This window comes from Saccharothrix sp. ALI-22-I (genome assembly GCF_001984175.1).
GTDB lineage: Bacteria > Actinomycetota > Actinomycetes > Mycobacteriales > Pseudonocardiaceae > Actinosynnema.
Genome location: NZ_MTQP01000066.1, coordinates 812379 through 836917 on the forward strand (window position 1 = coordinate 812379; position 24539 = coordinate 836917).

Genomic DNA, 24539 nt, shown 5'->3' on the forward strand with positions numbered 1-24539 from the left:
ACGCGTACTGTTTGGGGTGAGAGGGCGCCGCACCACACGGTGCGGAAGACTCGGCAGTAGTTCCCCTACCGACTTTGCGCGTCACCAGATGGAGTTTCACGTGACTGCACCAGCGAGCAAGGACAGCTTCGGCGCCCGCGGCACGCTCACCGTCGGCGACGCCTCGTACGAGGTGTTCCGGCTGAGCGCGGTCGACGGCGCCGAGCGCCTGCCGTACAGCTTGAAGATCCTGTTGGAGAACCTGCTGCGGACCGAGGACGGCGCGAACATCACCGCCGACCACGTGCGCGCGCTGGGCAGCTGGGATCCTTCGGCCGATCCGAACACCGAGATCCAGTTCACGCCCGCCCGTGTGGTGATGCAGGACTTCACCGGCGTGCCGTGCGTGGTCGACCTGGCCACCATGCGCGAGGCCGTGACCCAGCTCGGCGGCGATCCGACGAAGGTCAACCCGCTGGCGCCCGCCGAGCTGGTCATCGACCACTCGGTGATCGCCGACATCTTCGGCCGGCCGGACGCGTTCGAGCTGAACGTGGACCTGGAGTACCAGCGCAACAAGGAGCGCTACCAGTTCCTGCGCTGGGGCCAGACCGCGTTCGACGAGTTCAAGGTCGTCCCGCCGGGCACCGGCATCGTGCACCAGGTCAACATCGAGCACCTGGCGCGCGTCGTCATGGTCCGCGGCGGCCAGGCGTACCCGGACACGCTGGTCGGCACCGACAGCCACACCACCATGGTCAACGGCATCGGCGTGCTGGGCTGGGGCGTCGGCGGCATCGAGGCCGAGGCCGCGATGCTCGGCCAGCCGGTGTCCATGTTGATCCCGCGCGTGGTGGGCTTCAAGCTGCACGGCGAGCTGCCCCCCGGCGCGACCGCGACCGACCTGGTGCTCACCATCACCGAGATGCTGCGCAAGCACGGCGTGGTCGGCAAGTTCGTCGAGTTCTACGGCTCGGGTGTCGGCGCGGTACCGCTGGCCAACCGCGCCACCATCGGCAACATGAGCCCCGAGTTCGGCTCCACCTGCGCGATCTTCCCGATCGACGGCGAGACCATCGACTACCTGAAGCTGACCGGCCGTTCGGCCGAGCAGCTGGCGCTGGTCGAGGCCTACGCCAAGGAACAGGGCATGTGGCACGACCCGGCGGCCGAGCCGGTGTACTCGGAGACGCTGGAGCTGGACCTGTCGACGATCGTGCCGTCGATCGCCGGCCCCAAGCGCCCGCAGGACCGCATCGAGCTGACCAACGCCAAGGAGGCGTTCCGCCAGGCGCTCGGCGCCTACGTCGCGCACACCGAGCCCACCAGCACCTCCCCGGTGGACGAGGCGTCCGACGAGTCGTTCCCGGCCAGTGACGCCCCGGCCTACGGCCACCCGGAGAACGGCGACGGCATGCCGCGCGTGTTCGCCTCCGCCGCCGAGGGCGCGGAGGGCCGGCCGTCCAACCCGGTCAAGGTCACCTTGGACGGCGCGGAGTTCGAGCTGGACCACGGCGCGGTCGCGATCGCCGCGATCACGTCGTGCACCAACACGTCCAACCCGTCGGTGATGCTCGGCGCGGCGCTGCTGGCGAAGAAGGCCGTGGAGAAGGGCCTGGAGCGCAAGCCGTGGGTCAAGACCACGCTCGCGCCGGGTTCCAAGGTCGTCATGGACTACTACGAGCGCGCCGGGCTGCTGCCGTACCTGGAGAAGCTGGGCTTCCACCTGGTCGGCTACGGCTGCACCACGTGCATCGGCAACTCGGGCCCGTTGCAGGACGAGATCTCGGCGGGCATCGGCCACGGCGACCTCGCCGCGGTGTCGGTGCTGTCGGGCAACCGGAACTTCGAGGGCCGGATCAACCCGGACATCAAGATGAACTACCTCGCGTCCCCGCCGCTGGTGGTGGCGTACGCGCTGGCCGGTTCGATGGACAAGGACATCACCACCGAGCCGCTGGGCGTGGACCAGGACGGCAAGCCGGTGTACCTGGCCGACATCTGGCCCTCGCCGCAGGAGATCTCCGAGGTCGTCGCGTCGGCGATTTCGCCGGAGGGCTTCACCAAGGGCTACGCCGACGTGTTCGCCGGTGACGAGCGGTGGCGGTCGCTGCCCACGCCGACCGGCAAGACGTTCGAGTGGGACCCGCAGTCCACCTACGTGCGCAAGCCCCCGTACTTCGAGGGCATGCAGATGGAGCCGGCTCCGGTGACGGAGATCAGCGGCGCGCGCGTGCTGGCGCTGCTGGGCGACTCGGTCACCACCGACCACATCTCGCCCGCCGGTTCGATCAAGGGCGACTCGCCCGCGGGCAAGTACCTGACCGAGCACGGCGTGGACCGCAAGGACTTCAACTCGTACGGCTCGCGCCGCGGCAACCACGAGGTGATGATCCGGGGCACGTTCGCCAACATCCGGCTGCGCAACCTGCTGCTGGACGACGTGCAGGGCGGGTTCACCCGGAACTTCCTGGAGGAGGGCGCGCCGCAGACCACCATCTACGACGCGTCGGAGGCGTACGCGGCGGCGGGCGTCCCGCTGGTCGTGCTGGCGGGCAAGGAGTACGGCTCCGGCTCGTCCCGCGACTGGGCCGCGAAGGGCACCTCGCTGCTCGGCGTGCGGGCCGTGATCGCCGAGTCGTTCGAGCGCATCCACCGCTCGAACCTGATCGGCATGGGCGTCCTCCCGCTCCAGTTCCCCGACGGCTCGTCCGCCGCGGACCAGGGCCTGGACGGCACGGAGACCTTCGACTTCACCGGCATCACCGCACTGAACGACGGCGACGTGCCGCGCACGGTGCACGTGGTGGCGACGAAGACGGACGGATCGAAGGTGGAGTTCGACGCGGTCGTCCGCATCGACACCCCCGGTGAGGCCGACTACTACCGCAACGGCGGCATCATGCAGTACGTGCTGCGCAAGATGGTCCGCAGCTAGTCATCGCGCGTGAAGGGCCGTCCACCTCCGGGTGGGCGGCCCTTTTGTCGTCATCGGACCAACGCGTCCAACGCGATGTCCACGGGGAACGGAACACCGGTCTTGAGCCGGTCGTGGAAGATGCCGGTCAACGCGTAAGTCGTGGTGGCGGGGTCGAGTTCGTACACGTAGACCACCGGCTGCCCATCGCTGTTCTCGACACGCCAGTAGTGCTTGATGCCGCCTTGCGCGTATCGCTTCGACTGGCGCATCACGCTCAACGGCGACGCCCTCGTCTACGGCGTGGACGCGTCGGGCAACCAGTCGACGCCGGTGACCTGCCTGGTCCCGCCGCCGCCGAAGTAGCACGACCGTGGACGTGAGGGGCGCCAACCCGGTGTCCCTCACGTCCGCACACCCCGGTGTCTCATAGGCCGCTAGGGTTTCGGCCCCATGGGGGCAGTTGCGTGGTCGTTACCGGTGTCGGTCGGGCTCGTCCTCCCGCTGTGGGAGAACGGTCCGCCGATCGAAGCCACCATCTCGCTGGTGATCGCGGGCTTGCTGGTGAAAGCGCGCGAGGTGCACGCCGGGAAGCCGGGCGTCTGGTTCCCGTTGCTGGTGACCGGATCCACCGCGTTCGCACTCGCGCTGTCCGGTGGGTTGGCCGACGGGTGGGAGCTCTCGATCGGGTCGTCCACGTTCGGTTTGTGGCGGTTCCTGATCGGGCTGGCGGTCGCGATCGGCCTCGGGTTCTGGGCTTGGCGGGCGCGCAGCTGGACCGTCGCGATCACGGCGTCGGGTTACCTGACCGCGGTCTGGTACCTCCAGCAGGTCGTCACCGGGCCCGACGGCGTGCACTCGTTGTCCGCCGAGGAGATCCGGGCGTTGGAACCGTCCTTCGACACCCAGCCGTACCCGGAGCTGGTGATCGTCGCCGGTGCCGTGCTGGCGTACGCCAGGCTGGATCGCGTGCGGCCCTGGCACGGGTTCGCGATCGCGGGGCTGGTCGGTTCGCTGTGGCACCACGGTGCGTTGACGCTGGTGGTCGTGGCCGTGGTGTTCGCGGCCTACGACCTGAACGCACGACGTCCCGGCGTCTGGTTCCCGTTGCTGCTGACCGGCATCGGCCTGGTGGCGTGGCCGGTTCTCGGCTGGTGGACCGCGCCGCAGTGGCCCGACGCGGGGCTTGAGGGTCTACCCGAGGACCACGACGGGGCCGTGAGGCTCTACGTGATGAGCGACGCCGCTGTTGCGACCTCGTACGTCCACTACGACGAGCTGTTCCCGGCGTTCGGGATCGGGCCGGTGGTCCTGGCGGGTGCGGCCGTCGCTTTCGCGGCGGCCGCACCCGGACCCACTAGAACGGTTGGGCGTTCGGCTGGAACACCTGACCGTTGGCCGGGGCCTTGAGGTTGACCAGGTAGTCGGTCACCGCGGTGTCCGCGCCGGCGCTGTCACCGAGGATGCAGTGCCCGAACGAGTCCACGCTGATCAGCCGCGCGTTGCCCAGCTGACGGGCCATCCGCTTGGAGAACTCGTACTGCGTCGCCGGGTCGTAGTAGTTGCCCACGACGACGACCGGGTTGGGCGTGCGCTTGTTCCACGGCCCGGCCCAGCGGTCCGGGTGGGGCACCGGCCACGTCGGGCACGTCATCAGGTCGGACGCGGCCTGCGCACGGCCGAACGTGGGCGACTCCCGCTCCCACTTGGCGGCCAGCACCGGGAACAGCTGCGGAATCCGCAGGAACGGCTTGTCGGTGCAGTTCACGCCGTAGTACGAATCGTCGTACAGGTACTCGGTGTCGCCCGGGAGCCCGGCCCGCACGTCCGCCAGGCCGCGCTTGTTCGCCAACGGCGGCAGCAACTCGACCTGCTCCTGCACCGCGACCCCGGCCGTGCTCGGGTGCAGCACCGCGTAGATGCTCTGCAACCACGCGGCCAGCGCCTTGAGCCGGGGCGCCGAGTACAGGTCGCCGCCGACCTGGCCGATGTAATCGTCGTAGGTCACGACCTTGCCGGACGGCAACGTGATCGACTGGGTGCGCAGGTGGTCGCGCACCTCGTCGAACTTCGCCCGCGGGTCACCGTCGCTGTACGCGCACTTGTCGCCCTCGGCGTCGCAGCGCTTCAGGAACGCGTCCAGGGCCAGTTCGAAGCCCTGCGCGCGCTGCCGGTCGTACTCCGCGCCGTTCGACGTGCGCAGCGCCGGGTCGACGTTGCCGTCCAGCACCAGGGCGCGGGACTTCGACGGGAAGATGTTGGCGTAGGTCGCGCCGAGCAGCGTGCCGTAGGAGAAGCCGACGTAGGTGAGCTGCTTGTCGCCGACGCCCTGCCGGAACAGGTCCAGGTCACGCGCCACGGCCTCGGTGGACATGTGGTCCAGCAGCGGGCCCGCGTTGCGCGCGCACGCGTCCGTGTAGTCCACGGTCGCGTCCATGGTGTCGCGGATCTCGGTGCGGGTGATCGGGATGGCCGACATGCGGCCGAAGATCTCGTTGGCCTCTTCGAGGGTCTTGAAGCAGCGCAACGGCGAGCTGCGGCCGACGCCGCGCGGGTCGAACCCGATCAGGTCGAACCGGTTCATGATCTCGGGCTGGAAGAACGAGCCCCCGTACGCGGAGTAGATCAGGCCGGGGCCGCCGGGGCCGCCGGGGTTGATGAACAGCGAGCCGATCTTGTTGGCCTGGTCCGCGGCCGGGCGCTTCATCAGCGCGACGGTGATCTTGGCGCCGTTCGGCTTGCTGTGGTCCAGCGGCACCGGGTGGTTGGCGCAGCTGACCTTGTCGCGCTCTGCGGCCGGGATCTCGGCGAGCACGTCCGCCGCGCAGGTCGACCACGCGATCGGGGTGGCGCCCTGAGCTTGCTGTCCCCCCTGTGCGTCCTGGGCCTCCTGGGCTGCGGCCGGGCCGGTTCCGACGAGGCCGGACACCGCTGTGCCCACGGCCAGCGCTATAACCAGCGCTCTGTTGCGGAGTTGCATGTGATTGCGCTCCCTCGGTTCACTCGACGTCGCCCCTCAGTGACTTTGCGACGTCATCGCGCGAGGCTTTCACTCGATCGTGTTGAGCAACACCCGCATTAGGAGGATTCGTGTCTGACAAAAGGTTCGTGCCGGGCCTGGTGTTGGCCGAACGCTTCTACCGGGACGCGGTCGAGCCGCTGGTCAGGGCGTACTTCGGCGAGGTGCCGCACAGCGCGGCCCGGATCGGGGCCGGTTCCGAGGTGCTGGGCTACGACACCGAGCGTTCCGCCGATCACGAATGGGGACCTCGGCTGCAACTGTTCCTCGACCCGGACGACACCCGGGCCGACGACATCCGGACGGCGCTCGCCGAGCACCTGCCCAAGACGTTCCTGGGGTACCCCACGCACTTCGTCGGCACGGAGGACGGCGATGTCCGGCGCATGGCGCACACCGACGGACCGGTGCACCACCGGGTGGACGTCACCGATGCGGGCACCTGGTTCGACCGGCACCTGGGGTTCGACCCGCGTGCCGGCGTGACCGTGCGGGACTGGTTGAGCGCACCGACGCAGCGGTTGGCGGAGACGACGGCGGGCGCGGTGTTCCACGACGGGCTCGGCGTGCTGGCGACGGCGCGTGCGGCGTTGAGCTGGTACCCGGACGACGTGTGGCGGTACGTGCTGGCCTGCCAGTGGCTGCGGATCTCGCAGGAGGAGGCGTTCGTCGGGCGTTGCGGTGAGGTCGGGGACGAGCTCGGGTCGGCCGTCGTGGCGGCCCGGTTGAGCCGTGACCTGATGCGGCTGCGGCTGCTGCTGGACCGCCGTTACCCGCCGTACGGGAAGTGGCTGGGGACCGCGTTCGCCCGGTACACCGATCTGGTGCCGGTGCTGCGGGTCGTGCTGGCGGCGACGGACTGGCACGAGCGGGAGGACCACCTGGCCAAGGCGTACGAACTGGTCGCGGCCGAGTGCAACGCGCTGGGCCTGGCCGCACCGGTGGACCCGACCACCCGCCCGTACCACGACCGACCGTTCCGGGTACTGCGCGCGGACCGCTTCACCGCCGCCCTGCGTGCCGCGATCACCGATCCGGAGGTGGCCGCCCTGCCGCCGTTCGGTGCGGTCGACCAGTACATCGACAGCACCGACGTCCTGGAGCACCCGGCCCGGATCAGAGGGCTGACGAGCTGGTGAGATAGAGGGAGTTGAAGCCGTCGCGGACTGAAGGCGGCGGTATCAGGCGAGGTGCCGGGAGAAGAACCTCAGCGTGCTGTCCAGCTCGAAGGCCGGGGTCTCCCCGTGCTTGCCGGGGTTGGCGTGCAACGTCTTCTCGGCTGAGGCCAAGGCGTCGAACAGCGCCAAGCTCTGGTCACGCGGCACTCGCTCATCGTCCCACTGCATCAGGAACTCCACCGGGACGGTGATCCGCGCGGCGTCCTCGGCCGAGGCCAGGGCCCCGCACAGGCCCAACACCGCCGCGCGGACCCGGGGTTCGGCTGCGGCGCGCCGGATTCGGTGAGACGCAGACCACCGCCGGAACGAGGACACGTTCGCGGACCCTCAGTCGAGACAGAACTCGTTGCCCTCGACGTCCTGCATCGCGATGCAGGACTCGTTGTCCTCATCGGCAGACAGTAGTTGCACGCGTACCGCGCCGAGCGCGACCAGTCGTGCGCACTCGGCCTCCAGTGTGGCGAGGCGCTCTTCACCCACGAGCCCGGTGCCGACCCGCACGTCGAGGTGCACCCGATTCTTGACGACCTTCCCTTCGGGAACGCGCTGGAAGTACAGTCGCGGGCCCACACCTGAGGGATCAATGCAGACGAACGCCGAACCCTGACGCTCGGGCGGCAGCGAGCGATCGAAATCGCCCCAAGTGGCAAACCCCTCCGGTGGCGGCGGTACGACGTACCCCAACACCTCGCACCAGAAACGAGCGACGCGCTCAGGTTCAGCGCAATCGAAGGTGACTTGGAACTGCTTGACCGACGCCATAGGTCCACAATAGTGGCGCGTGCTCACGACGACGGCCCCCGCGCTCGGTGGTGCGGGGGCCGTCGTCCGACACGGCTAATCGGACACAGCTAATCCGACACGGCTAACCCACGGCGCGGGCCAGGGACAACGCGAACCGGCCCGCCGAGTCGGTCCACCAGCGGTGCAGTTCGAAACCGGCGGCGGTCAGCTCGCGGGTCACGCCCTCACGGCGGAATTTCGCGGACACCTCGGTGCGCAGTTCCTCGCCCTCGGCGAACGCCACGGTCAGGTCGAGGGCGGCGACGTGCGCCTTCACCGGACGCAGGGCGCGCAGCCGCATCTCGATCCACTCCTCCTCCGCGTTCCACAAGGCGACGTGCTCGAAATCGTCCGGGTCGAAGTCGGCGTCCAACGTCCGGTTGATCACGCGCAGCACGTTCCGGTTGAACTCGGCGGTCACGCCCTGCGCGTCGTCGTACGCGCGCACCAGCACATCGGGGTCCTTCACCAGATCCGTGCCGAGCAGCAACCACTCCCCCGCGTCCAGCACCTCACGCACCGAAGCGAAGAACTTGTCGCGCTCCTCCGGGATGAGATTGCCGATCGTGCCGCCGAGGAACGCCACCACCCGCGGCGGCACGCCGGGCAACAGACCGAGGTGTTCGGTGAAGTCGCCGACCACCCCGTGCACCCGCAGGCCCGGGTAGTCGGCCATGATCGCCTTCGCCGCGTCGGTCAACGCCGACGGCGATACGTCCAACGGCACGAACTCGTTCAACGTGCCGTGCTCCCGCAATGCGCTCAACAGCAGCCGGGTCTTCTCCGACGAGCCGGAACCCAGCTCCACCAACGCGTGTGCGTTCGTGAGAGCGGCGATCTCCGGCGCCCGCGACACCAGGATCTCCCGCTCCGCGCGGGTCGGGTAGTACTCGGGCAGCCGGGTGATCTCCTCGAACAGGTCGCTGCCGACCGCGTCGTAGAACCACTTCGGCGACACCCACTTCGGCCGCGCGGTCAGCCCCGCCCTCGCCTCGGCGCGCAGCGCGATCGCCGCGTCCTCGGGGGTCAGGTGCACGTCCAGCACTGGCTCGGTCATCGTCGTCCAATCCGTTGAACGTCCACAGCGGACACATCAGCCGTGACGACGTGCCCGTCGGGCACTTCCCTCCAGCGCGGGTCGTCGTCGAGCGGCTCAGAGGCCAACGTCACCGCGCCGTCACCGAAACGCACCCACAGCGCGTGGGTCCACGTGGTGCCGACGAGCACGGTTCCGTTGGTGAGCAACAGGTTCAGCCGCGATCCGGGCGCGGCGGCAGATACTTCGGACACCACGTCGGCGAGCGCGGCGGTCGGTGCCGCACCCGCCGCGAGACGCGACCGCACCAACGCCCACAGCAGGGCCGCGTCGGTCGGCGCCTCCAGCGTCAGCAAAGTCGACACCGGCAGCGTCTTGGCGATGTCCACCACGGACTCCGGCCAGTCCGCGATACGCCCGTTGTGGCTGAACAACCACTGCCCGTCGGTGAACGGCGCGCACGCCGTGTCCACCACGGGCATGCCGACCGTCGCCGACCGCACCGCGGCCAACACCGCGCCGGACAGCGTGACCCGGCTCAGCGCGAGCAGGTTCTCGTCCGACCAGATCGTGCCCGCCCGGCGGTAGCGCAGCGCCGGACCGCCCGGCGCGGGGTACCAGCCCACGCCGTAGCCGTCCACGTTGACCGTGCCGCCGCCGCGCATGTCGCCAGGCGCGTACGACTGCCGGACCAGTGAGTTCGGCGGGTCGTGCACCAGCGCGGCGACGGACACGGCGGGGCCCAGGTAACCCAGGTGGCGGCACACCGTCAGGCCGATTCGTCCCGCGAGGCGTCCCGCGCGCAGCGGAAGCCGGCGAAGATCTGCCGCCGGATCGGGTAGTCCCAGTTCCGGAACGTCGAGCGCACCGCCGACTGGTCGCTGCCGAACGACCCGCCGCGCAGCACCTTGTAGTCCGGACCGAAGAACACCTGCGAGTACTCCGCGTACGGGAACACCTCGAACCCGGTGTAGCCGTGGAAGTCGGAACTGGTCCACTCCCACACGTCACCGATCAGCTGGTGCACGCCCAGCGGCGACGCGCCCGCCGGGTACGCGCCGACCGGCGCGGGCGCCAGGTGCCGCTGGTCGAGGTTCGCGTGCCGCTCGGTCGGCTCCTCGTCGCCCCACGGGTAGCGGCGCGAACGGCCGGTCGCCGGGTCGAACCGGGCCGCCTTCTCCCACTCCACCTCGGTGGGCAGCCGCTTGCCCGCCCACTTCGCGTACGCCTCGGCCTCGTAGTAGCAGACGTGCACCACCGGCTGGTCCGGGTCGAGCGGCGCGGTGCGACCGAACGCGGTGCGGTGCCACTGGTCTCCGACGCGCTCCCAGAACCGCGGCGCGACCAGCGAAGCCTTCCGCACGTGCGCCCACCCGGCCTCGCTCCACCAGCGCGGGTCGGTGTAGCCGCCGTCGGCGATGAACGCCGCGTACGCGCCGTTGGTCACCGGGGTGGTGTCGATGAAGAACGGGTCGGTGAGCACCTGGTGCGCGGGCCGTTCGTTGTCCAGCGCCCACGCCTCGGTGGAGGTGCCCATGGTGAACGGCCCGCCGGGGACCAGCACCTCGGCCGGACCCACCGGGCCACCGCGCGGCGGCGGTGGCGCGTCCAGCACCGGCTCGCCGACGCGCAGCTGGTGGGTGGCCAGCATGGTCTCGTCGTGCTGCTGCTCGTGCTGCACGATCATGCCGAACGCGAACCCGCCGTCGATCAGCCGGTGACCTTCCAGCGGGGTGCGCTCCAGCACGTCGAACACCTTGTCGCGGACCTCGCCGACGTACCGGCGGGCCTCGGCGGGGCCGAGCAGCGGCAGTTCCGGCCGGACCGACCGGGCGTGCTTGAACGCGTCGTACAGCTCGTCGATGTCCGACCGGACCGGCTCACGGCCGCCCACGTCGCGCACCAGCCACAGCTCTTCCTGGTTGCCGATGTGCGCGAGGTCCCACACCAGCGGTGACATCAGCTTGGAGTGCTGGCGGACGAGGTCGTGGTCGTCCACCGCGTCGGTGAGCAGCCTGCTGCGGTCGCGGGCCCTGGTGAGCTGGGCGGCGACCTTGTCTCGAAGGTTCTCGGTGCTGGTCATGAACGGCCCCCTCCGGTCTTCTCAGCGAGCGTGCGGTGCAGTTCTTCGGCGATCGCGTCGGTCTGGCCGATCGACAGGTCGGTGCCGGACAGCGCGGCACAGCCCACCTCGACCACGTCGCGCGCCGCACGGGCGAGCACCGGGTCGTGCAGGCCGTAACGCGCGGCGGCCAACCAGCGGTTCGCGGCGGTCTCGGTGGCCGCGAGCACGCCGTCCACCGTTTCCGGGGTGCTGAACAACGCGGCCATCAGCACGACCGGCGGCAGCCACCGGCCGTCCGGCGGCGTGTCGAGGTAGCGGACCTCCAGGTACCCGCGCGGGCGGACCGGCGGGAACTGGAGGGTGAGGTGGTAGTCGAGGTCGTCCGCGGTGGCCGGCTGGTCCAGGGCGCCCGCGATCCAGTCGGCGAACGTCAGCGGGCGCGGCGGCAGCCAGTTCGGTCCCGGTCTGCGCACCGCGATGACCGGAGAGTCGAGCACGCGCTTGGCCCAGGCGGCGGCCGGATCGGCGCACACCGCCGCCGGCCGGGTGCGCACCGGATCGGTGCCGTAGAGGGCACGCATCCGGGCGCTGGCCCAGTCGGTTCGGCGGCCGTTGACGCCGGGCGAGTTGGCGAACAGGGCGTTGAGCACCGGGCCGAGGGCGTGCACCGCGGCCCACCGCTTCGGCAGGTCACCGGCCAGCCCGGAATCGAGGCAGACCTGGAGGCCGGCGGTGCTGCACATCATCGTGATGCCTTCGGGCCCTAACGGGGCGAAAGCGTGTTCCATGGCCGCGTAACGGGGAACCCGGAGCATCCGGAGCGGCGGGCGGAACGGGTCCGCGCCGTGCTGACCGAGCCGGAGACCGGCCGGTTCGAGCAGGTTGCGCAAGTGGTCGATGTCCGCCGCGACGGTCTTGAGCAGATCGGTCAACGATTCGCGCGGCGGAGTGGAGATCTCGACCTGGCCACCCGGTTCCACGGTCAGCGGGGTGCCGGAGGGCAGTGGCCGCTGAGGGCTGTCGGGGACGAGGGTCGGTGGGGCGTGCTTGCCGAGCGCGGACGCGAGGGTCTTCGCGTCGAGCGGTCGGGTGGGATCTTCGACGTGGTGGACGGTCCATTCGAGTTCGACTCCGAGCAGCCTCGGAGGCCCGTGCTTGAAGCAGACCGAGGCCACGTAGGCCTCGGCCTCCGCTCGATCCCGGAACACCGCCGGGGTTGGCCCCGGAGCCGGGGCATTACGGACAGCAGTCACTTGGCGCACTCCCCGTGATCATTCTGGTCGGTTCGACGCTACACGGGGGTACCGACACTCGCAGCCGTGCGAAACCCTTGCGGATCAACGACATGGCGCCGATCGGCACCAGCGGTGACGGCCGAACGGACGGTGCCGGACGCCGGCTGCCCGGCGTCCGGCCGCCACCCCGTTGCTCCGAGTGGACGCTTCAGCTTGCCTGGGTGGGTGACTTGGAATCTCTAGGTGAACAACTGACGGCCTGCCGGGTACACGATGTCGACGTGCAGGAGGCGGTCGTTGCCGGCCGTGCCGTCCTTGTCCGTCGAGGTCGTCAGCCAGATGTCACCGTCGTGGTCCACCTCGACCGTGCGCAGCCGCCCGTACGAGCCCTGGAAGTAGATCTGCTGCTCGACCAGGTTGGAGTTGCCGTCGATGCGCAGCCGGTAGATCCGCTGCCCGGCCGTGGTCGCCACGAACACGTGGTCGTTGATGACGGTCAACCCGCTGGGTGACGCGGACGACGTCGACCACGTCTTCTTCGGGGCCACGGTGCCGCCGCACGACCCCGACGTCCCCTCGCACGCGGGCCAGCCGAAGTTGCCGCCGCGCTGGATCAGGTTGACCTCGTCTTGCGAGCTGTTGCCGAACTCCGACGCCCACAGCCTGCCCTTCGAGTCGAAGTCCAGGCCCTGCACGTTGCGGTGCCCGTAGCTCCAGATCGCCTTGCCCGGGAACGGGTTGTCCGACGGGATGGACCCGTCGGGGTTGATGCGCAGGATCTTGCCCGCGTTGTTGTTCATGTTCTGCGCGTTGTTGCCGTTCTGCGCGTCACCGGTGGAGATGAACAGGTGCTTGCCGTCCGGGCTGAACCGCAGCCGGCCGCCGTTGTGGTACCGGTTCTTGGGGACGCCGCCGAGCAGCGTGGTCCAACCGGACAGGGCGTTACCGGACAGCTTGGCCCGCACGAGCTGGTTGCCACCGGAAGCTGTGTGGTAGATGAACACGTACCCGTCGGTGGCGAACGTGGGCGACACCTCGACTCCCAGCACACCACCCTCGCCGTTGGTGCCCTGCGCGCCCGGCACCTTGCCGACGTTGGTCCGCTTCCCGTCCGGGGAGAGCCGGTAGAGGGTGAACTTCTCCCGTTCGGACACCAGCGCCGAGCCGTCGGGCAGGAACGCCACGCCCCACGGCACGTCCGTGCCGGTCTGCAACGTCGTCACCGCACCGGGGTTCGGCACGCCCACCGGTCCCGTGCCGCCGGGGGTGGCAGTGATCTCGTTGCTGACCGGCGAGAGGTTGCCCGCCGTGGCGCCGTCGACCGTCACGGAGAGCGGGCGGTCGATCGTGGTTCCGTTGGCGTAGCGGAAGACCAGCGTGTGCGGGCCCGCCTGGGCCGCGCTGACGGCGTACTCGATGTAGCCGCCGGTGACGTTGTCGTAGTTGACGAATCCGGAGCCGGTGAACCCGGCGTGGTTGGACTCGACCACGCCGCGCGAGATCGTCGCGGCCTCGGACTGGACGTCCGCGAGAGCGTGCGCGGTGCCGGGGGCGGCGAGCAGGGAAAGAGCCGTCGCGACGGTCACCGCGCCGACCGCGAGCCGCCGTCGTGGGATGCCTGGTGCCAGTCCGCTTGATCTCATCGGGTGCCTCCTGCGCAGGGGTAAGAAGGCGGCGGTATTAAAAAGGAAAGTTTCCATACTTTCTCGGGTATCCCGCGCGGCTGTCAAGGCTCGCCTAGCGGTCCCGGTAGCGCCCGGCCCAACGGCGGAACTCGGCCCGCGAGGACGGCACGTCGAGCGCGATCCGGTCCAGCACCTCGGACTGGCGCCGCCCCGCGGGCAGGGCGAACGACGACCGCAGCACGCCGACGTGGCCCGCCGAGAACGGCACGAGCCGGACCGGCGCGTCACCCCCGGCCGCGAGGACGTCCAGCTGGTCGGCCATGACCGCTCCGTCGCCGACGCGCGCGTGCAACGCGGCCTCGTGCACGAAGAACCGCGCGGCGTCCGGAACCACCGCCGAACCGTCGCCCGCCTCGTCACCGAGCGCCAAGGCGTACGCGGGCGTGCGCAACGGCTCCGGGACGCACAACGTCTCGAAGATCACCATCTCGCACCCGGTCGGGCTGTCCGCGCCATCGCCGGGTCGGCGACCGACGAGCCTGATCAGATCGATCAAGTCCGGTCCGCGCCGATCGCGGTCCACGGTGGACGGTCCACTCGACCAGCCCAATTCCGGCACCAGCCTCAACGGCGGCCGGATGTCCTCACCTGCGGTCACGGTGCGCCACCGTAGTGATGGCGACCTGGGGTTTCGAGCCGAGACCGGCAAGATCACCCCAACGGGGACGTGACCAAGCCGTACGTACTGATTGGATTTCCCCAGGCGGCCCTGGCAACATCGACAGGTGCCCAGGGTGAGCCAGGACCACCTCGATGCCCGCCGCCGCCAGATCCTTGACGGTGCGCGTGCGTGTTTCGCGCGTTTCGGCTACGAAGGCGCGACCGTGCGTCGCCTGGAAGAGGCTACCGGCCTGTCCAGGGGCGCGATCTTCCACCACTTCCGGGACAAGGAGTCGCTGTTCCTGGCCCTCGCCGAGGACGACGCGCTGCGGATGGCGGAGGTCGTCGCCGAGCAGGGTCTGGTCCAGGTCATGCGTGACCTGCTGTCCGCGCCCACCGACAACGACGTCGAGCACCCCGCGGACTGGCTCGGCACCCGGCTGGAGGTGTCGCGCAGGCTGCGCACCGACCCGGAGTTCCGGGCGCGGTGGGCGGAGCGGTCGCGGCAGCTCACCGACGCGACCCGGCAGCGGTTGGAGCGCCAGCGCGAAGCCGGGAACCTGCGCGACGACGTGGACGTGACCGTGCTGACGTCGTTCCTGGAGCTGGTGCTGGAGGGCCTGGTGTCGCACCTGGCCATGGGCCTGCCCGCGGACGACCTCGAACCCGTGCTCGACCTGGTCGAGGAGAGCGTGCGCCGACACCGCCGCACGGGGTGATGGGGCGGTACCTCTGGTCCGCCGGCCTCGCCCGTCTCGCGGACGAGATGATCGTCGTGGCCGTGGTGCTGTTGACGCTGTCGCGCACCGACTCGGCCCTGCTGTCCGGCGCGGTGATCGCCGCGTACACCGTGCCGTCGATCCTGTCCGGGCCGCTGCTCGGCGCGTGGCTCGACCGCACCCGGCGGCCGGTGTACGCGTTGGCCGCCAACCAGTTCACGCTGTCCGCGATGGCGTTGGCCATGGTGTTCGCGACGGGGCCGTGGCTGGTGGTTGCGGCGTTCGTCGCGGGCATCACGCTGCCGATGACCAGCGGCGGGTTCACCAGCCTGGTTCCGCGGCTGGCCACCGACCTGCCCCGGGCCACGTCGCAGGACGCGTTGCTGTTCAACGTGGCCGCGATCGGCGGTCCGGCGCTGGCGGGGGTGCTGAGCACGGTCGCGTCACCGACCGTCGCGGTGGCCGTGGTCGCCGCGCTGTCGCTGGCGGGCGGGCTGTGCACGACCACGTTGCGCGTGCCGGCGCACCCGCCCGCCGAGCACTCGTCGTTGCGCGCTGCGATGAGGCGGGGTGTGCGACACCTGATCACCACTCCCCCGTTGCGCGGCGCGACCGTCGCATCCACGGTCGGGTACGGGTCGGTCGGCATGCTCGCCACGGCGCTGCCGCTGCACCTCGGCACGCTCGGCGTGGACGAGAACCAGGCCGGGATCGTGTGGGCGGCCGTCGAAGTGGGCTGCGTGGCGAGCATCCTGACGGTCCGCCGGTGGCTGCCCCGGTGGCGTCCCGAGCGGGTGGTGTTCACGACGGTCGCGCTGTACGGGGTGACGCTCGCGCTGTGGCCGGTGACCGCGCACTTCCCGGTGCTGCTGGGCTTGGCGCTCGTCAGCGGCGTGGCGCTGGGGCCGACGCTGACCGCCACGATCACCGCCCGGCAGCGGTACACGCCCGAAGGCCTGCTGGGGCAGGTGTCGACCACCGGGGCGAGCCTGAAGCTCGCCACGTTCGCGGTGGGCGCGGCGGCCGGCGGTGCGTTGCTCACCGCGTGGCCGCCGTCGTCGGTGATCTTGCTGGTCGCGGGCGGCCAACTGGTGGCGGCGTCACTCGGAGCAGTCACCGCTAGGCCGAAGCGCACCGTCCGGGTGACCCCATAGGATCGCCGACATGGCTGACCCGCGACCTGCCCACGTACACCGGGTGCGGGTGCGCCCGGTCGACTGCGACCAACAGGGAATCGTGCACGCCTCGCGCTACCCGGTCTTCTTCGAGGCCGCGATGGTGGAGACGTTGCGGTCGCTGCTGGGCTCCTACAAGGAGCTGGAGAAGCACGGCATCGACTTCGTGATGGCCGAGACGTCCATCCGGTACCTGAACCCGGCCCGGTTCGACGACCTGGTGCGGATCTCGGTGCGGGTGCGGACGCTCGGCACCACGACGTTGACCATGGGTTTCGACGCCGATGTGGACGGCACGCCGGTCGCCACCGGCTGGAACCGCTACACCTCGTTCGGCACGCCGGAGCTGCGCAGCACCCCCATCCCGGCCGACTTCCGCAAGGTCTTCGAACGCCGTCCGGTCACCACCAGGTCCGCGCCTAGGTCCGCACCCTCGCCCCGGAGCTGACCGCGTGACCCGCGCCTGAGCCCTCGGCGCGCGCCACGATCCGGCCGCGTTCGACGCGGATCGCGGTCTCGGTCTCGTCGCTCACGGCCGGCACGCCCGCCGCGCCCGCCAGCGCGCCCGTCTCGTCGCACACCACCCGAACTCGTGGCCACGCCTCGGTCGGGAACGCCTGCCGCAGGCTCATGCACAACTGCGCCAACACCAGCCGTGCCAACGGTGCCAGCTCCTGGGGCGTGCCGGTGACCATCGCGAGGGTGACCCGCGCGCCGGTCCGCACCGCCTCCTCCACCGCGGCCAGGCGGTTGAGCCCCAGCACGACGATCACGCCGTCCCCGTCCGGCGTGATCGGCTCACCGCGCACGAGGTCGACCACGGTCGGCGGCGTCCACGGGCTGTCGTCCTGCTGCACCGCGGCCCCGCGCGGCGGCGGCCACCAGTCGCCCAGCTCCAGACCGGCGAGCTGTTCGCACGCGCTGACCACGTCGAACGGCTCCAGGAAACCGGGCGCGGCGGTGGCCAGTTGGCTCGCGCCGTGCAGGGTGGTCAGCACGATCTCGGCCTTCCGCACCATCCGCATCGGCGGTGCTCCGGGCGGCGGCACGACCGGGTCGAGGGCTTCCATCGCGAGGCTGAGCAGCAACGCGTCCAGCTTCAGCAACTGCGTGAACGGTCGCCGCGTCACCTCCTCGGCGACCACCTCGGGCATGAGGTCGCGGGCCAACGGGTCGTGGCCGAGCGAGGTGACCCACGCGCGGGCCAGCGCGCCGAGGGCGGTCCGGAGATCGGGACCGCGTTGCGGGTTCGCCGGTGTGGCCGTGCGCTCCGCCAGGTCGGCCAGCACCGCGAAGTAGAGGGCGCGTTTGCCGGGGAAGTTCGAGTACACCGCGCCCCGGGTGAGCTCGGCGCGCTGGGCGATCGTGTCGATCTTGGCGTCCCGGAAGCCGCGCTCGGCGAACTCCGCGCGGGCGGCGTCCAGCACCCGCGCCCGGTTGCGCTCCTGCGTCTCCGCCCTGCTCAGCCGCACCATCACACTCCCCGTTTGCCAGGTGTCGCGCGGTCAAGATACCGTGACCATTCAGATGACGAGAACATCTGATCTGAACATCTAAAGCTTGGAGACACGCGTTGAGCGTCACCCGGATCGACCCCGCCAACCCCGAAGTGCTGCTCGACCCGTTCACCGCCTACGGCGAGGCCCGCGAGAAGTCACCGGTCGCGCGGATGTCCCTGCCGGGCATGGGGGACCTGTGGATCCTGACCCGGTACGACGACGCCAAGGCGATGCTCGCCGACCCGCGCTTCGAGCTGAACGCGAACAGCTTCATGACCATGCCCGGCTTCCCCGACGACTGCCTGCCTTACCTGCGCAGCACGATGTCCGAGATGAACGGCGCCGAGCACGCCCGGCTGCGCAAGCTGGTCGCGCCGGCGTTCACCGCGCGCCGGGCGGCGGAGTTCCGGTCGCGCATCGAGGTGATCGTGGCCCGGCTGCTCGACGCCCTGCCGGACGGCGAGACGGTGGACCTGCTGGCGCACTTCGCCCGCCCGCTGCCGATGGACGTGATCTGCGAACTGGTCGGCATCCCCGACGAGAACCGACCGCGCTGGCGTGAGTACGGCGTGGCGGTGGCGGCCGGCTACGGCCCGGCGTTCGTCGCGGCGATCCCGGAGATCATCGCGGACGCGAAGGCGACCGTGGAGCTGCGTCGGACGTCACCGGCGGACGACCTGATCTCCCATCTCCTGAGCGCGCAGGACGAGGACGGCGACCGGCTCAGTGACATCGAACTGGTCACGCTGGTCTGGCAGCTGGTGACGGCCGGGCAGACGCCGACCAACCTCATCGTCAACGGCCTGGAAACGTTGCTCACCCACCCCGACCAGCTCGCGGCGCTGCGCGCGGACCCCGGCCTGATGCCGCGTGCGGTGGAGGAGTTGACCCGGTGGGTGGGCCCGCAGTTGCTCACCGTGCCCCGGTACGCGCGGGAGGAGGTCTCCTTCGGCGACTTCGTGATCGGCAAGGGCGAGGCGGTGATGGCGGCGATCGTGTCGGCCAACCGCGACCCGCGCAAGTTCACCTCGCCGGACGAACTCGACGTCACGCGCACGCCCTCAGTCGGGCACCTCGGTTACTCGCACGGCGCGCACTTCTGCCTCGGCGCGGCGTTCGCCCGGGCGCAGACCGAGGTGGCGCTTTCGGCCGTGCTGCAACGGTTCCCGGACCTCGCGCCGGCGGAAACCCCGCAGCGGACGCCGGACGGCGGCACGTGGCGGTTGGCGTCGCTGGTGGTCAAGCCCCAAAAAGGTTAGTGCCGAAAAGGTGCTGAAGGCCCAGGGGGTGGTGCGGCATGTTCCGGTGCGGCGATCGGGTTTCCGGTCTTGAACCTTTCTCGCGTTCACGTCACCGTGGTGATATGCCGTCCACGGTCAAGAACGCGACGCTGCTGTTCGTGGGACGCACCGTCGTCCGGGCGCACGCGCTCCTCGGTGATCCCGCCGCCCGGTTGTTCGGGATGAGCCCGGCCCGCGACCCGTACCCGGTGTACGAGTTGTTGCGGCGGCAGGGCGTGTTGGTGAAGAGCAAGATGGGGCTGTACCTCACCGCGTCGCACGAACTGTGCTCATCGCTGCTGCGCGACCCCGGTTTCGGCACGCTGCCGCCGGGCGCGCTGTCCCCGGTGGACTCCTCCGTCCGGATCGACGGGCGGCGGCTGGTGAACCCGGTCGAGGAGTCGTTCCTGGTGCGCAACCCGCCCGACCACACCCGGCTGCGGCGGCTGGTCGCGCCGTGGTTCACGCCGCGCGGGCTGCGGGCGCGGGCGGCGACGGTGGAGCGGGTGGTCGAGGAGTACCTGGACGAGGTGGCGCAGCGGCGGACGTTCGACCTGGTCGGCGATTTCGCGGCACGGGTGCCGATCCAGGTGATCGCGGACCTGCTCGGTGTGCCAGGCGCGGACCCCAAGTCGTTCGCCCGGTGGGGCAGCGCGTTGGTCAACGCGCTCGACGGCGTGCGGGACATGGGCGAACTGCGGGCGTTGCAGGCGGGGTTGCGGGAGTTCGAGGACTTCCTGGACGACCTGATCGCGCACCGGCGGCGGCACCCGGGCGGTGACGACATCGTGTCCGCGTTGGTGGCGCACGAGGACCTCAGCCGGGAAGACCTGATCGCCACCACGGAACTGTTGCTGGTGGCCGGGTTCGAGACCACGGTCAACCTGATCGGCAACTCCGTGCTGGCCGTGCTGGGCGATCCCGACATCCGCGCACGGCTGCTGGCCGACCCCGGTCACGCCGAGGCCGTCGTGGAGGAAACCCTGCGCCACGACCCTCCGGTGCAGTACACGGTGCGGGTACCGTTCGAGTCGACCAGGGTCGCGGGCACGTGGGTTCCCAAAGGCACGCCGATCATGCTGATGCTGGCCGGCGCCAACCGCGATCCGGCGGTGTTCGCCGATCCCCACCGGTTCGACCCGGGCCGCGCGGACGTCCGCGAGCACTTGGCGTTCTCGTCGGGCATCCACTACTGCCTGGGCGCGGGTCTGGCCCGGATGGAGGGTGCGGCGGCCCTGCGCGGCCTGTTCCGCCGCTTCCCCGATCTGAAGGCGGCGGGCCGGGTCCGTCGCCGACCGTCCCGCGTGATCCGGGGCGCGGCCCGGCTTCCCGTCACCACGGGCGTGACAAAAACACACCCGATCGTGGAAACCATCAGCTAAGCGTCAGCAATGTGGTGCATGCTTGTACCGCGCGCGACCCGCCGCACCGCCGCCGCGGCGGGTCGTTGCGTTTATCCGCACCAATGCGGAAACCACGTCCGGGAATCCCCGCACATTCGCGCGCCGCGGCGGAACGTCAGTCCACGCCCTGCATCAACCGGTGGATGGTCTTCGTGGCCGCGACCAGGGCGACACCCAGGCCGATCGCCACGGCGCCCAGCACGCCGAAGTACGCCACCGCGTTCTCGTCGCTGTAGAACCGGACCACGATCGCGCCGACACCGGAACCGGCCGCCGTGGCCAGGAACCACAGGCCCATGGTCTGCGAGGCGAACGCGCGCGGTGCGAGCTTGGTCGTCACGGACAGGCCCACGGGTGACAGGAGCAGTTCGCCGCACGTCATGACCAGGTACATCACGACCAGCCACAGGAAGCTGACCCGCACCGACGGGTCACCCTGACTGGCGACCATCATCAGCAGGAACGACAACCCGACCAGCAGCAGCGCGTAGCCGAACTTGCGCGGCGTCGCGGGCTGGCGCTGGGCCAGCTTCACCCAGAGCAGGGCGAACAGCGGCGCCACCGCGATGATCATCACCGGGTTGATCGACTGGATGAACGACGGCGGGAACTCCAGGCCCAGCAACGTGTTGTCGACCCGGGTGTCCGCGAACGCCGCGATCACCGTGGCGCTCTGCTCGAACAGCAGCCAGAACATCGCCGCCGCGATGAACAGCGGGATGTAGGCGATCACCCGCGACCGCTCCACCGGCGTGGTGCGCGGGCTGCGGATCATCACCGCGAAGTAGCCGACCGGCAGCAGCACCGACAGCAGGCTGATCAGGTTGATCACGCCCTCCGCCCCCAGCACCCCGAGCCCGACCAGCAACGCCACCACGGCCACCGCACCCACCGTGACGCCCACGATCCGCCCCAGCACCCGACCGCGTTCCTCGGCGGGCAGCGGGTACGGCGGCACGGCGGCCGAGTCGCCGAGGCCACGCCGACCGAGCCGGTAGACGACCAGGCCCAACGCCATGCCGACCGCCGCCGCGCCGAAGCCCAGGTGCCAGTCGTAGGTCTCGCCGAGGAACCCGCACACCAGCGGCGCGAGGAAACCGCCGAGGTTGATCCCCATGTAGAAGATCGTGAAGCCCGAGTCGCGCCGCGGGTCCTGCCGGTCGTACAGGCCGCCGACGACGGTGGAGATGTTCGGCTTCAACAGGCCGGTGCCCAGCACGATCAGGATCAGGCCGGAGTAGACGCCCGCCACGTCGATCGGCAACGCCAGCGCGATGTGCCCGAACATGATCAGCACACCGCCGTAGAACACGGCCCGCTGCCCGCCGAGCACCCGATCGGCCAACCAGCCGCCCGCCACGCCGGACATGTAGACCGACGCACCGTAGATGGCGACCAACGACAACGCGAAGCTCTTGTCGAGCCCGAGCGCACCTTCGGCGGTGGAGCGGTACAGGTAGTAGGCGAGGATCGCCTTCATCCCGTAATACGAGAAGCGTTCCCACAATTCGGTGAAGAACAGCGTGGACAGTCCTCGGGGTTGACCGAAGAAGCCCTGCTGCGGGGCGGAGACGGCGCTCGTGGCGCTCACTGACGTCCTCCTCTATGTCAACGTTGTCACCCTCGACGCCGGATCACGTTACGCCGTACGGGTGTACCGGAAAAAATCAACGAGCGTCCGAGTGGCCCAGCGCACAGCCTCGGGGTGCGCTTCGCTTCAACGTTTGGTGCACTCGTGTGGTGGATCTGATCGAGGCTCACGGACGCGCGATGACGGAGTTCGACTCGCGGGTGCGCCAAGTGCGCCCCGAGCAGTGGGACTGGGACACACCCTGCAAGGAGTGGTCGGTCCACGACCTGGTCAACCACCTGGTCAGAGAGCAGCTGTGGGCGCCGGAACTGCTGGCCGGCTGCACGATCGAGCAGGTCGGCGACCGGTTCGACGGCGACCAGCTCGGCGACGACCCGCTGCACTCGTGGGTGCTGGCGGCGGCCGCGGCGCGCGAGGCGTGGATCGCACCAAAGGCCCTCCAGAAAACGGTGCACCTGAGCTACGGCAAGGCGGCGGCGGCCGAGTACGGCTGGCAGATGACGACGGACCTGGCCGTGCACGCCTGGGACCTGGCCCGCGCCATCGGTGCGGACGAGCGGATCGATCCGGACCTGGCCGAGGCGGTGCTCGACTACATCGCGCCGAACGCCGAGGCGTGGGCAGCGAGCGGACTGTTCGACCCGCCGGTGCCGGTGCCCGACGACGTGGACACCCAGACCAGGCTGATCGCCCTGCTCGGTCGAACCCCGTAACCACCGTACGCCCGCCGGGTGTTCACCGTGGGGAGAGCCCATCCGAGGCTCCCCCCACGGGCCATTCCTCGGCCCGGGCGGGGCCCCGGTGACCAAGTCTCGTGCGTCCCGTCCCGCGCAGCTCCCGACTACGCGGGACAGGACGCACCTCCCCCTCACACCGTGCGGAGTCCCCGACGTCTCGACGCACAGGACAGTGATATCCCGGCGGGCGTTGTCAGCGGTCGGTCACCGGACAGCTGACAACGTTTTCCGGACAACGACGCACGGACCGGTCAGGGACCGTTGACGCCCGGCTCCCAGCTCTCCGGCCGACCGGTCTCGGTCAGCAGCAGCTGCCAGTCGCCGAAGCCCATCGGCGCGTCGTGGTGCCACGGGAAGCGGCCCTCCGCGGTGGGCAGGATGATCTGGACGGCGGCGAAGTCGCCCTTGCCGTAGAGCAGGAACGCGCTGCCGAAGAACTCCGGGTAGAAGCCCTTGAAGACGCGTTCGAACGTGACCGGCAAGCCCTCGAAGAAGTCGTAGTAGAGCCTGCCCGGCACGAACCGCTCGCCCTTCCGGGCCCGGTCGACGTAGGCGCGGATGAGCACCTGGGCGTGCTCGGGCGGCAGCCCGAGCACCACCGCTTCGGCCACGCCGAACCGGCGCCAGGCACCCACGGAGAACGCGTATCCGGCGCCTTCCTCGTCCTCGGGCACGGTGACCACTGCATGGCCGTGCTGCTCGGCCTGCGACAGCAGCCAGTTGCGCAGGTTCAGGTCCTGGGGAGTGGGTGCAGCGGGATTCGACACCACGCCATTGTGCCCGTTCCTCCTGGCGTCCCCGGACGCGCACGGCCGCAGAGGGTGCTCCGGACAGACGACAGCCCCGCGCCGGCACGACCGACGCGGGGCTGCGGAACCACAGGAGAGGTCAGTCGACCTCCGCCATCACCTCGTCGGTTACGTCGAAGTTGGCGTAGACGTTCTGCACGTCGTCGCAGTCTTCGAGCGCGTCGATCAGCTTGAAGATCTTCCGCGCGCCCTCGGCCTCCAGCTGCACCGACACCGACGGCAGGAAGTTCGCCTCCGCCGACTCGTAGTCGTACCCGGCGTCCTGCAGCGCCTTGCGGACCGCGACCAGGTCGCCGGCCTCGGACACGACCTCGTAGCTCTCGCCCAGGTCGTTGACCTCCTCGGCGCCGGCGTCGAGCACCGCCATCAGCACGTCGTCCTCGGCCAGGTCGCCCTTCGGCACGATCACCACGCCCTTGCGGGTGAACATGTAGGCCACCGAACCCGGGTCGGCCATCGAGCCGCCGTTGCGGCTCATCGCGGTGCGGACCTCGGACGCGGCCCGGTTGCGGTTGTCGGTCAGGCACTCGACCAGCACCGCCACGCCGTTGGGGCCGTAGCCCTCGTACATGATGGTCTGCCAGTCCGCGCCGCCCGCCTCCTCGCCACCGCCGCGCTTGCGGGCGCGCTCGATGTTGTCCAGCGGCACGGAGTTCTTCCGCGCCTTCTGGATGGCGTCGTACAGCGTCGGGTTGCCGTCCGGGTCGCTACCGCCGGTGCGAGCCGCCACCTCGATGTTCTTGATCAGGCGCGCGAAGAGCTTGCCGCGTTTGGCATCGATTGCGGCCTTCTTGTGCTTGGTGGTCGCCCACTTTGAGTGGCCGCTCAT

23 protein-coding genes are annotated in these 24539 nt (G+C 70.1%); 9 read left to right on the plus strand and 14 right to left on the minus strand.

Features of this window, described 5'->3' with window-relative positions; all coding sequences use genetic code 11:
- Nucleotides 1-88 precede the first annotated feature (88 nt).
- Nucleotides 89-2917: an aconitate hydratase gene (locus ALI22I_RS32015; protein ID WP_179118435.1), complete on the plus strand. Its 2829-nt coding sequence runs from the start codon at nt 89-91 to the stop codon at nt 2915-2917.
- Nucleotides 2918-2967: 50 nt separating this feature from the next.
- Here ALI22I_RS32015 and ALI22I_RS32020 read toward each other — a convergent pair whose 3' ends face one another.
- A complete protein-coding gene (locus tag ALI22I_RS32020) occupies nt 2968-3168 on the minus strand; it encodes a hypothetical protein (protein WP_077009222.1) in 201 nt (66 codons plus the stop codon).
- Between the two features lie 181 nt (nt 3169-3349).
- Here ALI22I_RS32020 and ALI22I_RS32025 point away from each other — a divergent pair, with 181 nt between their 5' ends.
- A complete protein-coding gene (locus ALI22I_RS32025; protein ID WP_143532537.1) occupies nt 3350-4306 on the plus strand; it encodes a hypothetical protein in 957 nt (318 codons plus the stop codon).
- Here the strand turns inward: ALI22I_RS32025 and ALI22I_RS32030 are convergent.
- Nucleotides 4254-5876 carry an alpha/beta hydrolase gene (locus ALI22I_RS32030; protein ID WP_077009224.1) on the minus strand — a complete coding sequence of 541 codons (1623 nt, stop codon included), beginning with the start codon at nt 5874-5876 and terminating at the stop codon, nt 4254-4256. The two genes, ALI22I_RS32025 and ALI22I_RS32030, sit on opposite strands and share 53 nt — an antisense overlap.
- 110 nt (nt 5877-5986) lie before the next feature.
- Here ALI22I_RS32030 and ALI22I_RS32035 point away from each other — a divergent pair, with 110 nt between their 5' ends.
- A complete protein-coding gene (locus ALI22I_RS32035) occupies nt 5987-7054 on the plus strand; it encodes a DUF4037 domain-containing protein (protein WP_077009225.1) in 1068 nt (355 codons plus the stop codon).
- A gap of 42 nt (nt 7055-7096) precedes the next feature.
- On the opposite strand, the gene ALI22I_RS32040 is transcribed toward ALI22I_RS32035, so the two are convergent.
- The 8 genes from ALI22I_RS32040 to ALI22I_RS32075 form a co-directional block, all read right to left on the minus strand.
- The gene (locus ALI22I_RS32040) at nt 7097-7408 is read right to left on the minus strand and encodes a hypothetical protein (protein WP_202971110.1); all 312 of its coding nucleotides are present in this window, start codon (nt 7406-7408) and stop codon (nt 7097-7099) included.
- Between the two features lie 12 nt (nt 7409-7420).
- Nucleotides 7421-7855 (minus strand): VOC family protein, encoded by a 435-nt coding sequence (locus ALI22I_RS32045; RefSeq protein WP_077009226.1) that lies wholly within the window; start codon nt 7853-7855, stop codon nt 7421-7423.
- A 103-nt stretch (nt 7856-7958) separates the two neighbouring features.
- On the minus strand, nt 7959-8933 hold the full coding sequence (egtD, locus tag ALI22I_RS32050) for an L-histidine N(alpha)-methyltransferase (RefSeq protein ID WP_077009227.1): 975 nt from the start codon (nt 8931-8933) through the stop codon (nt 7959-7961).
- A complete protein-coding gene (gene egtC, locus ALI22I_RS32055) occupies nt 8930-9679 on the minus strand; it encodes an ergothioneine biosynthesis protein EgtC (protein WP_077009228.1) in 750 nt (249 codons plus the stop codon). Before egtC ends, egtD begins: the two co-directional genes overlap by 4 nt.
- Before the next feature lie 2 nt (nt 9680-9681).
- Nucleotides 9682-10995 (minus strand): ergothioneine biosynthesis protein EgtB, encoded by a 1314-nt coding sequence (egtB, locus tag ALI22I_RS32060; RefSeq protein WP_077009229.1) that lies wholly within the window; start codon nt 10993-10995, stop codon nt 9682-9684.
- The gene (locus ALI22I_RS32065; protein WP_238598683.1) at nt 10992-12185 is read right to left on the minus strand and encodes a glutamate-cysteine ligase family protein; all 1194 of its coding nucleotides are present in this window, start codon (nt 12183-12185) and stop codon (nt 10992-10994) included. Before ALI22I_RS32065 ends, egtB begins: the two co-directional genes overlap by 4 nt.
- A 266-nt stretch (nt 12186-12451) precedes the next feature.
- Nucleotides 12452-13855: a PQQ-dependent sugar dehydrogenase gene (locus ALI22I_RS32070; protein ID WP_238598684.1), complete on the minus strand. Its 1404-nt coding sequence runs from the start codon at nt 13853-13855 to the stop codon at nt 12452-12454.
- 94 nt (nt 13856-13949) lie between these two features.
- Nucleotides 13950-14495 (minus strand): Scr1 family TA system antitoxin-like transcriptional regulator, encoded by a 546-nt coding sequence (locus tag ALI22I_RS32075; RefSeq protein WP_077009232.1) that lies wholly within the window; start codon nt 14493-14495, stop codon nt 13950-13952.
- 127 nt (nt 14496-14622) lie between these two features.
- Here ALI22I_RS32075 and ALI22I_RS32080 point away from each other — a divergent pair, with 127 nt between their 5' ends.
- The 3 genes from ALI22I_RS32080 to ALI22I_RS32090 are packed head-to-tail and all read left to right on the plus strand — an operon-like array spanning nt 14623 to nt 16839.
- Nucleotides 14623-15216 (plus strand): TetR/AcrR family transcriptional regulator, encoded by a 594-nt coding sequence (locus ALI22I_RS32080; protein ID WP_077009233.1) that lies wholly within the window; start codon nt 14623-14625, stop codon nt 15214-15216.
- On the plus strand, nt 15216-16370 hold the full coding sequence (locus tag ALI22I_RS32085) for an MFS transporter (protein ID WP_077009234.1): 1155 nt from the start codon (nt 15216-15218) through the stop codon (nt 16368-16370). Before ALI22I_RS32080 ends, ALI22I_RS32085 begins: the two co-directional genes overlap by 1 nt.
- A 10-nt stretch (nt 16371-16380) precedes the next feature.
- Entirely contained in the window at nt 16381-16839 is a 459-nt protein-coding gene (locus ALI22I_RS32090; RefSeq protein WP_077009235.1) for an acyl-CoA thioesterase, read from the plus strand.
- Here the strand turns inward: ALI22I_RS32090 and ALI22I_RS32095 are convergent.
- Nucleotides 16811-17866, minus strand: a complete 1056-nt coding sequence (locus tag ALI22I_RS32095) for a TetR/AcrR family transcriptional regulator (protein WP_077009236.1) — start codon at nt 17864-17866, stop codon at nt 16811-16813. The two genes, ALI22I_RS32090 and ALI22I_RS32095, sit on opposite strands and share 29 nt — an antisense overlap.
- A gap of 98 nt (nt 17867-17964) precedes the next feature.
- Between ALI22I_RS32095 and ALI22I_RS32100 the strand changes: the two genes are divergently transcribed.
- On the plus strand, nt 17965-19149 hold the full coding sequence (locus ALI22I_RS32100; RefSeq protein WP_077009237.1) for a cytochrome P450 family protein: 1185 nt from the start codon (nt 17965-17967) through the stop codon (nt 19147-19149).
- Between the two features lie 104 nt (nt 19150-19253).
- On the plus strand, nt 19254-20552 hold the full coding sequence (locus ALI22I_RS32105; RefSeq protein ID WP_077009238.1) for a cytochrome P450: 1299 nt from the start codon (nt 19254-19256) through the stop codon (nt 20550-20552).
- Nucleotides 20553-20688: 136 nt separating this feature from the next.
- Here ALI22I_RS32105 and ALI22I_RS32110 read toward each other — a convergent pair whose 3' ends face one another.
- On the minus strand, nt 20689-22164 hold the full coding sequence (locus ALI22I_RS32110) for a peptide MFS transporter (protein WP_077009239.1): 1476 nt from the start codon (nt 22162-22164) through the stop codon (nt 20689-20691).
- Between the two features lie 179 nt (nt 22165-22343).
- Here ALI22I_RS32110 and ALI22I_RS32115 point away from each other — a divergent pair, with 179 nt between their 5' ends.
- Entirely contained in the window at nt 22344-22877 is a 534-nt protein-coding gene (locus tag ALI22I_RS32115) for a TIGR03086 family metal-binding protein (RefSeq protein WP_179118436.1), read from the plus strand.
- A gap of 275 nt (nt 22878-23152) precedes the next feature.
- On the opposite strand, the gene ALI22I_RS32120 is transcribed toward ALI22I_RS32115, so the two are convergent.
- Complete coding sequence (locus ALI22I_RS32120; protein WP_238598685.1) at nt 23153-23668, minus strand: DUF4262 domain-containing protein; 516 nt, start codon at nt 23666-23668, stop codon at nt 23153-23155.
- Between the two features lie 121 nt (nt 23669-23789).
- Nucleotides 23790-24539, minus strand: coding sequence for a YebC/PmpR family DNA-binding transcriptional regulator (locus ALI22I_RS32125; RefSeq protein WP_077009242.1), 750 nt, complete (start codon nt 24537-24539; stop codon nt 23790-23792).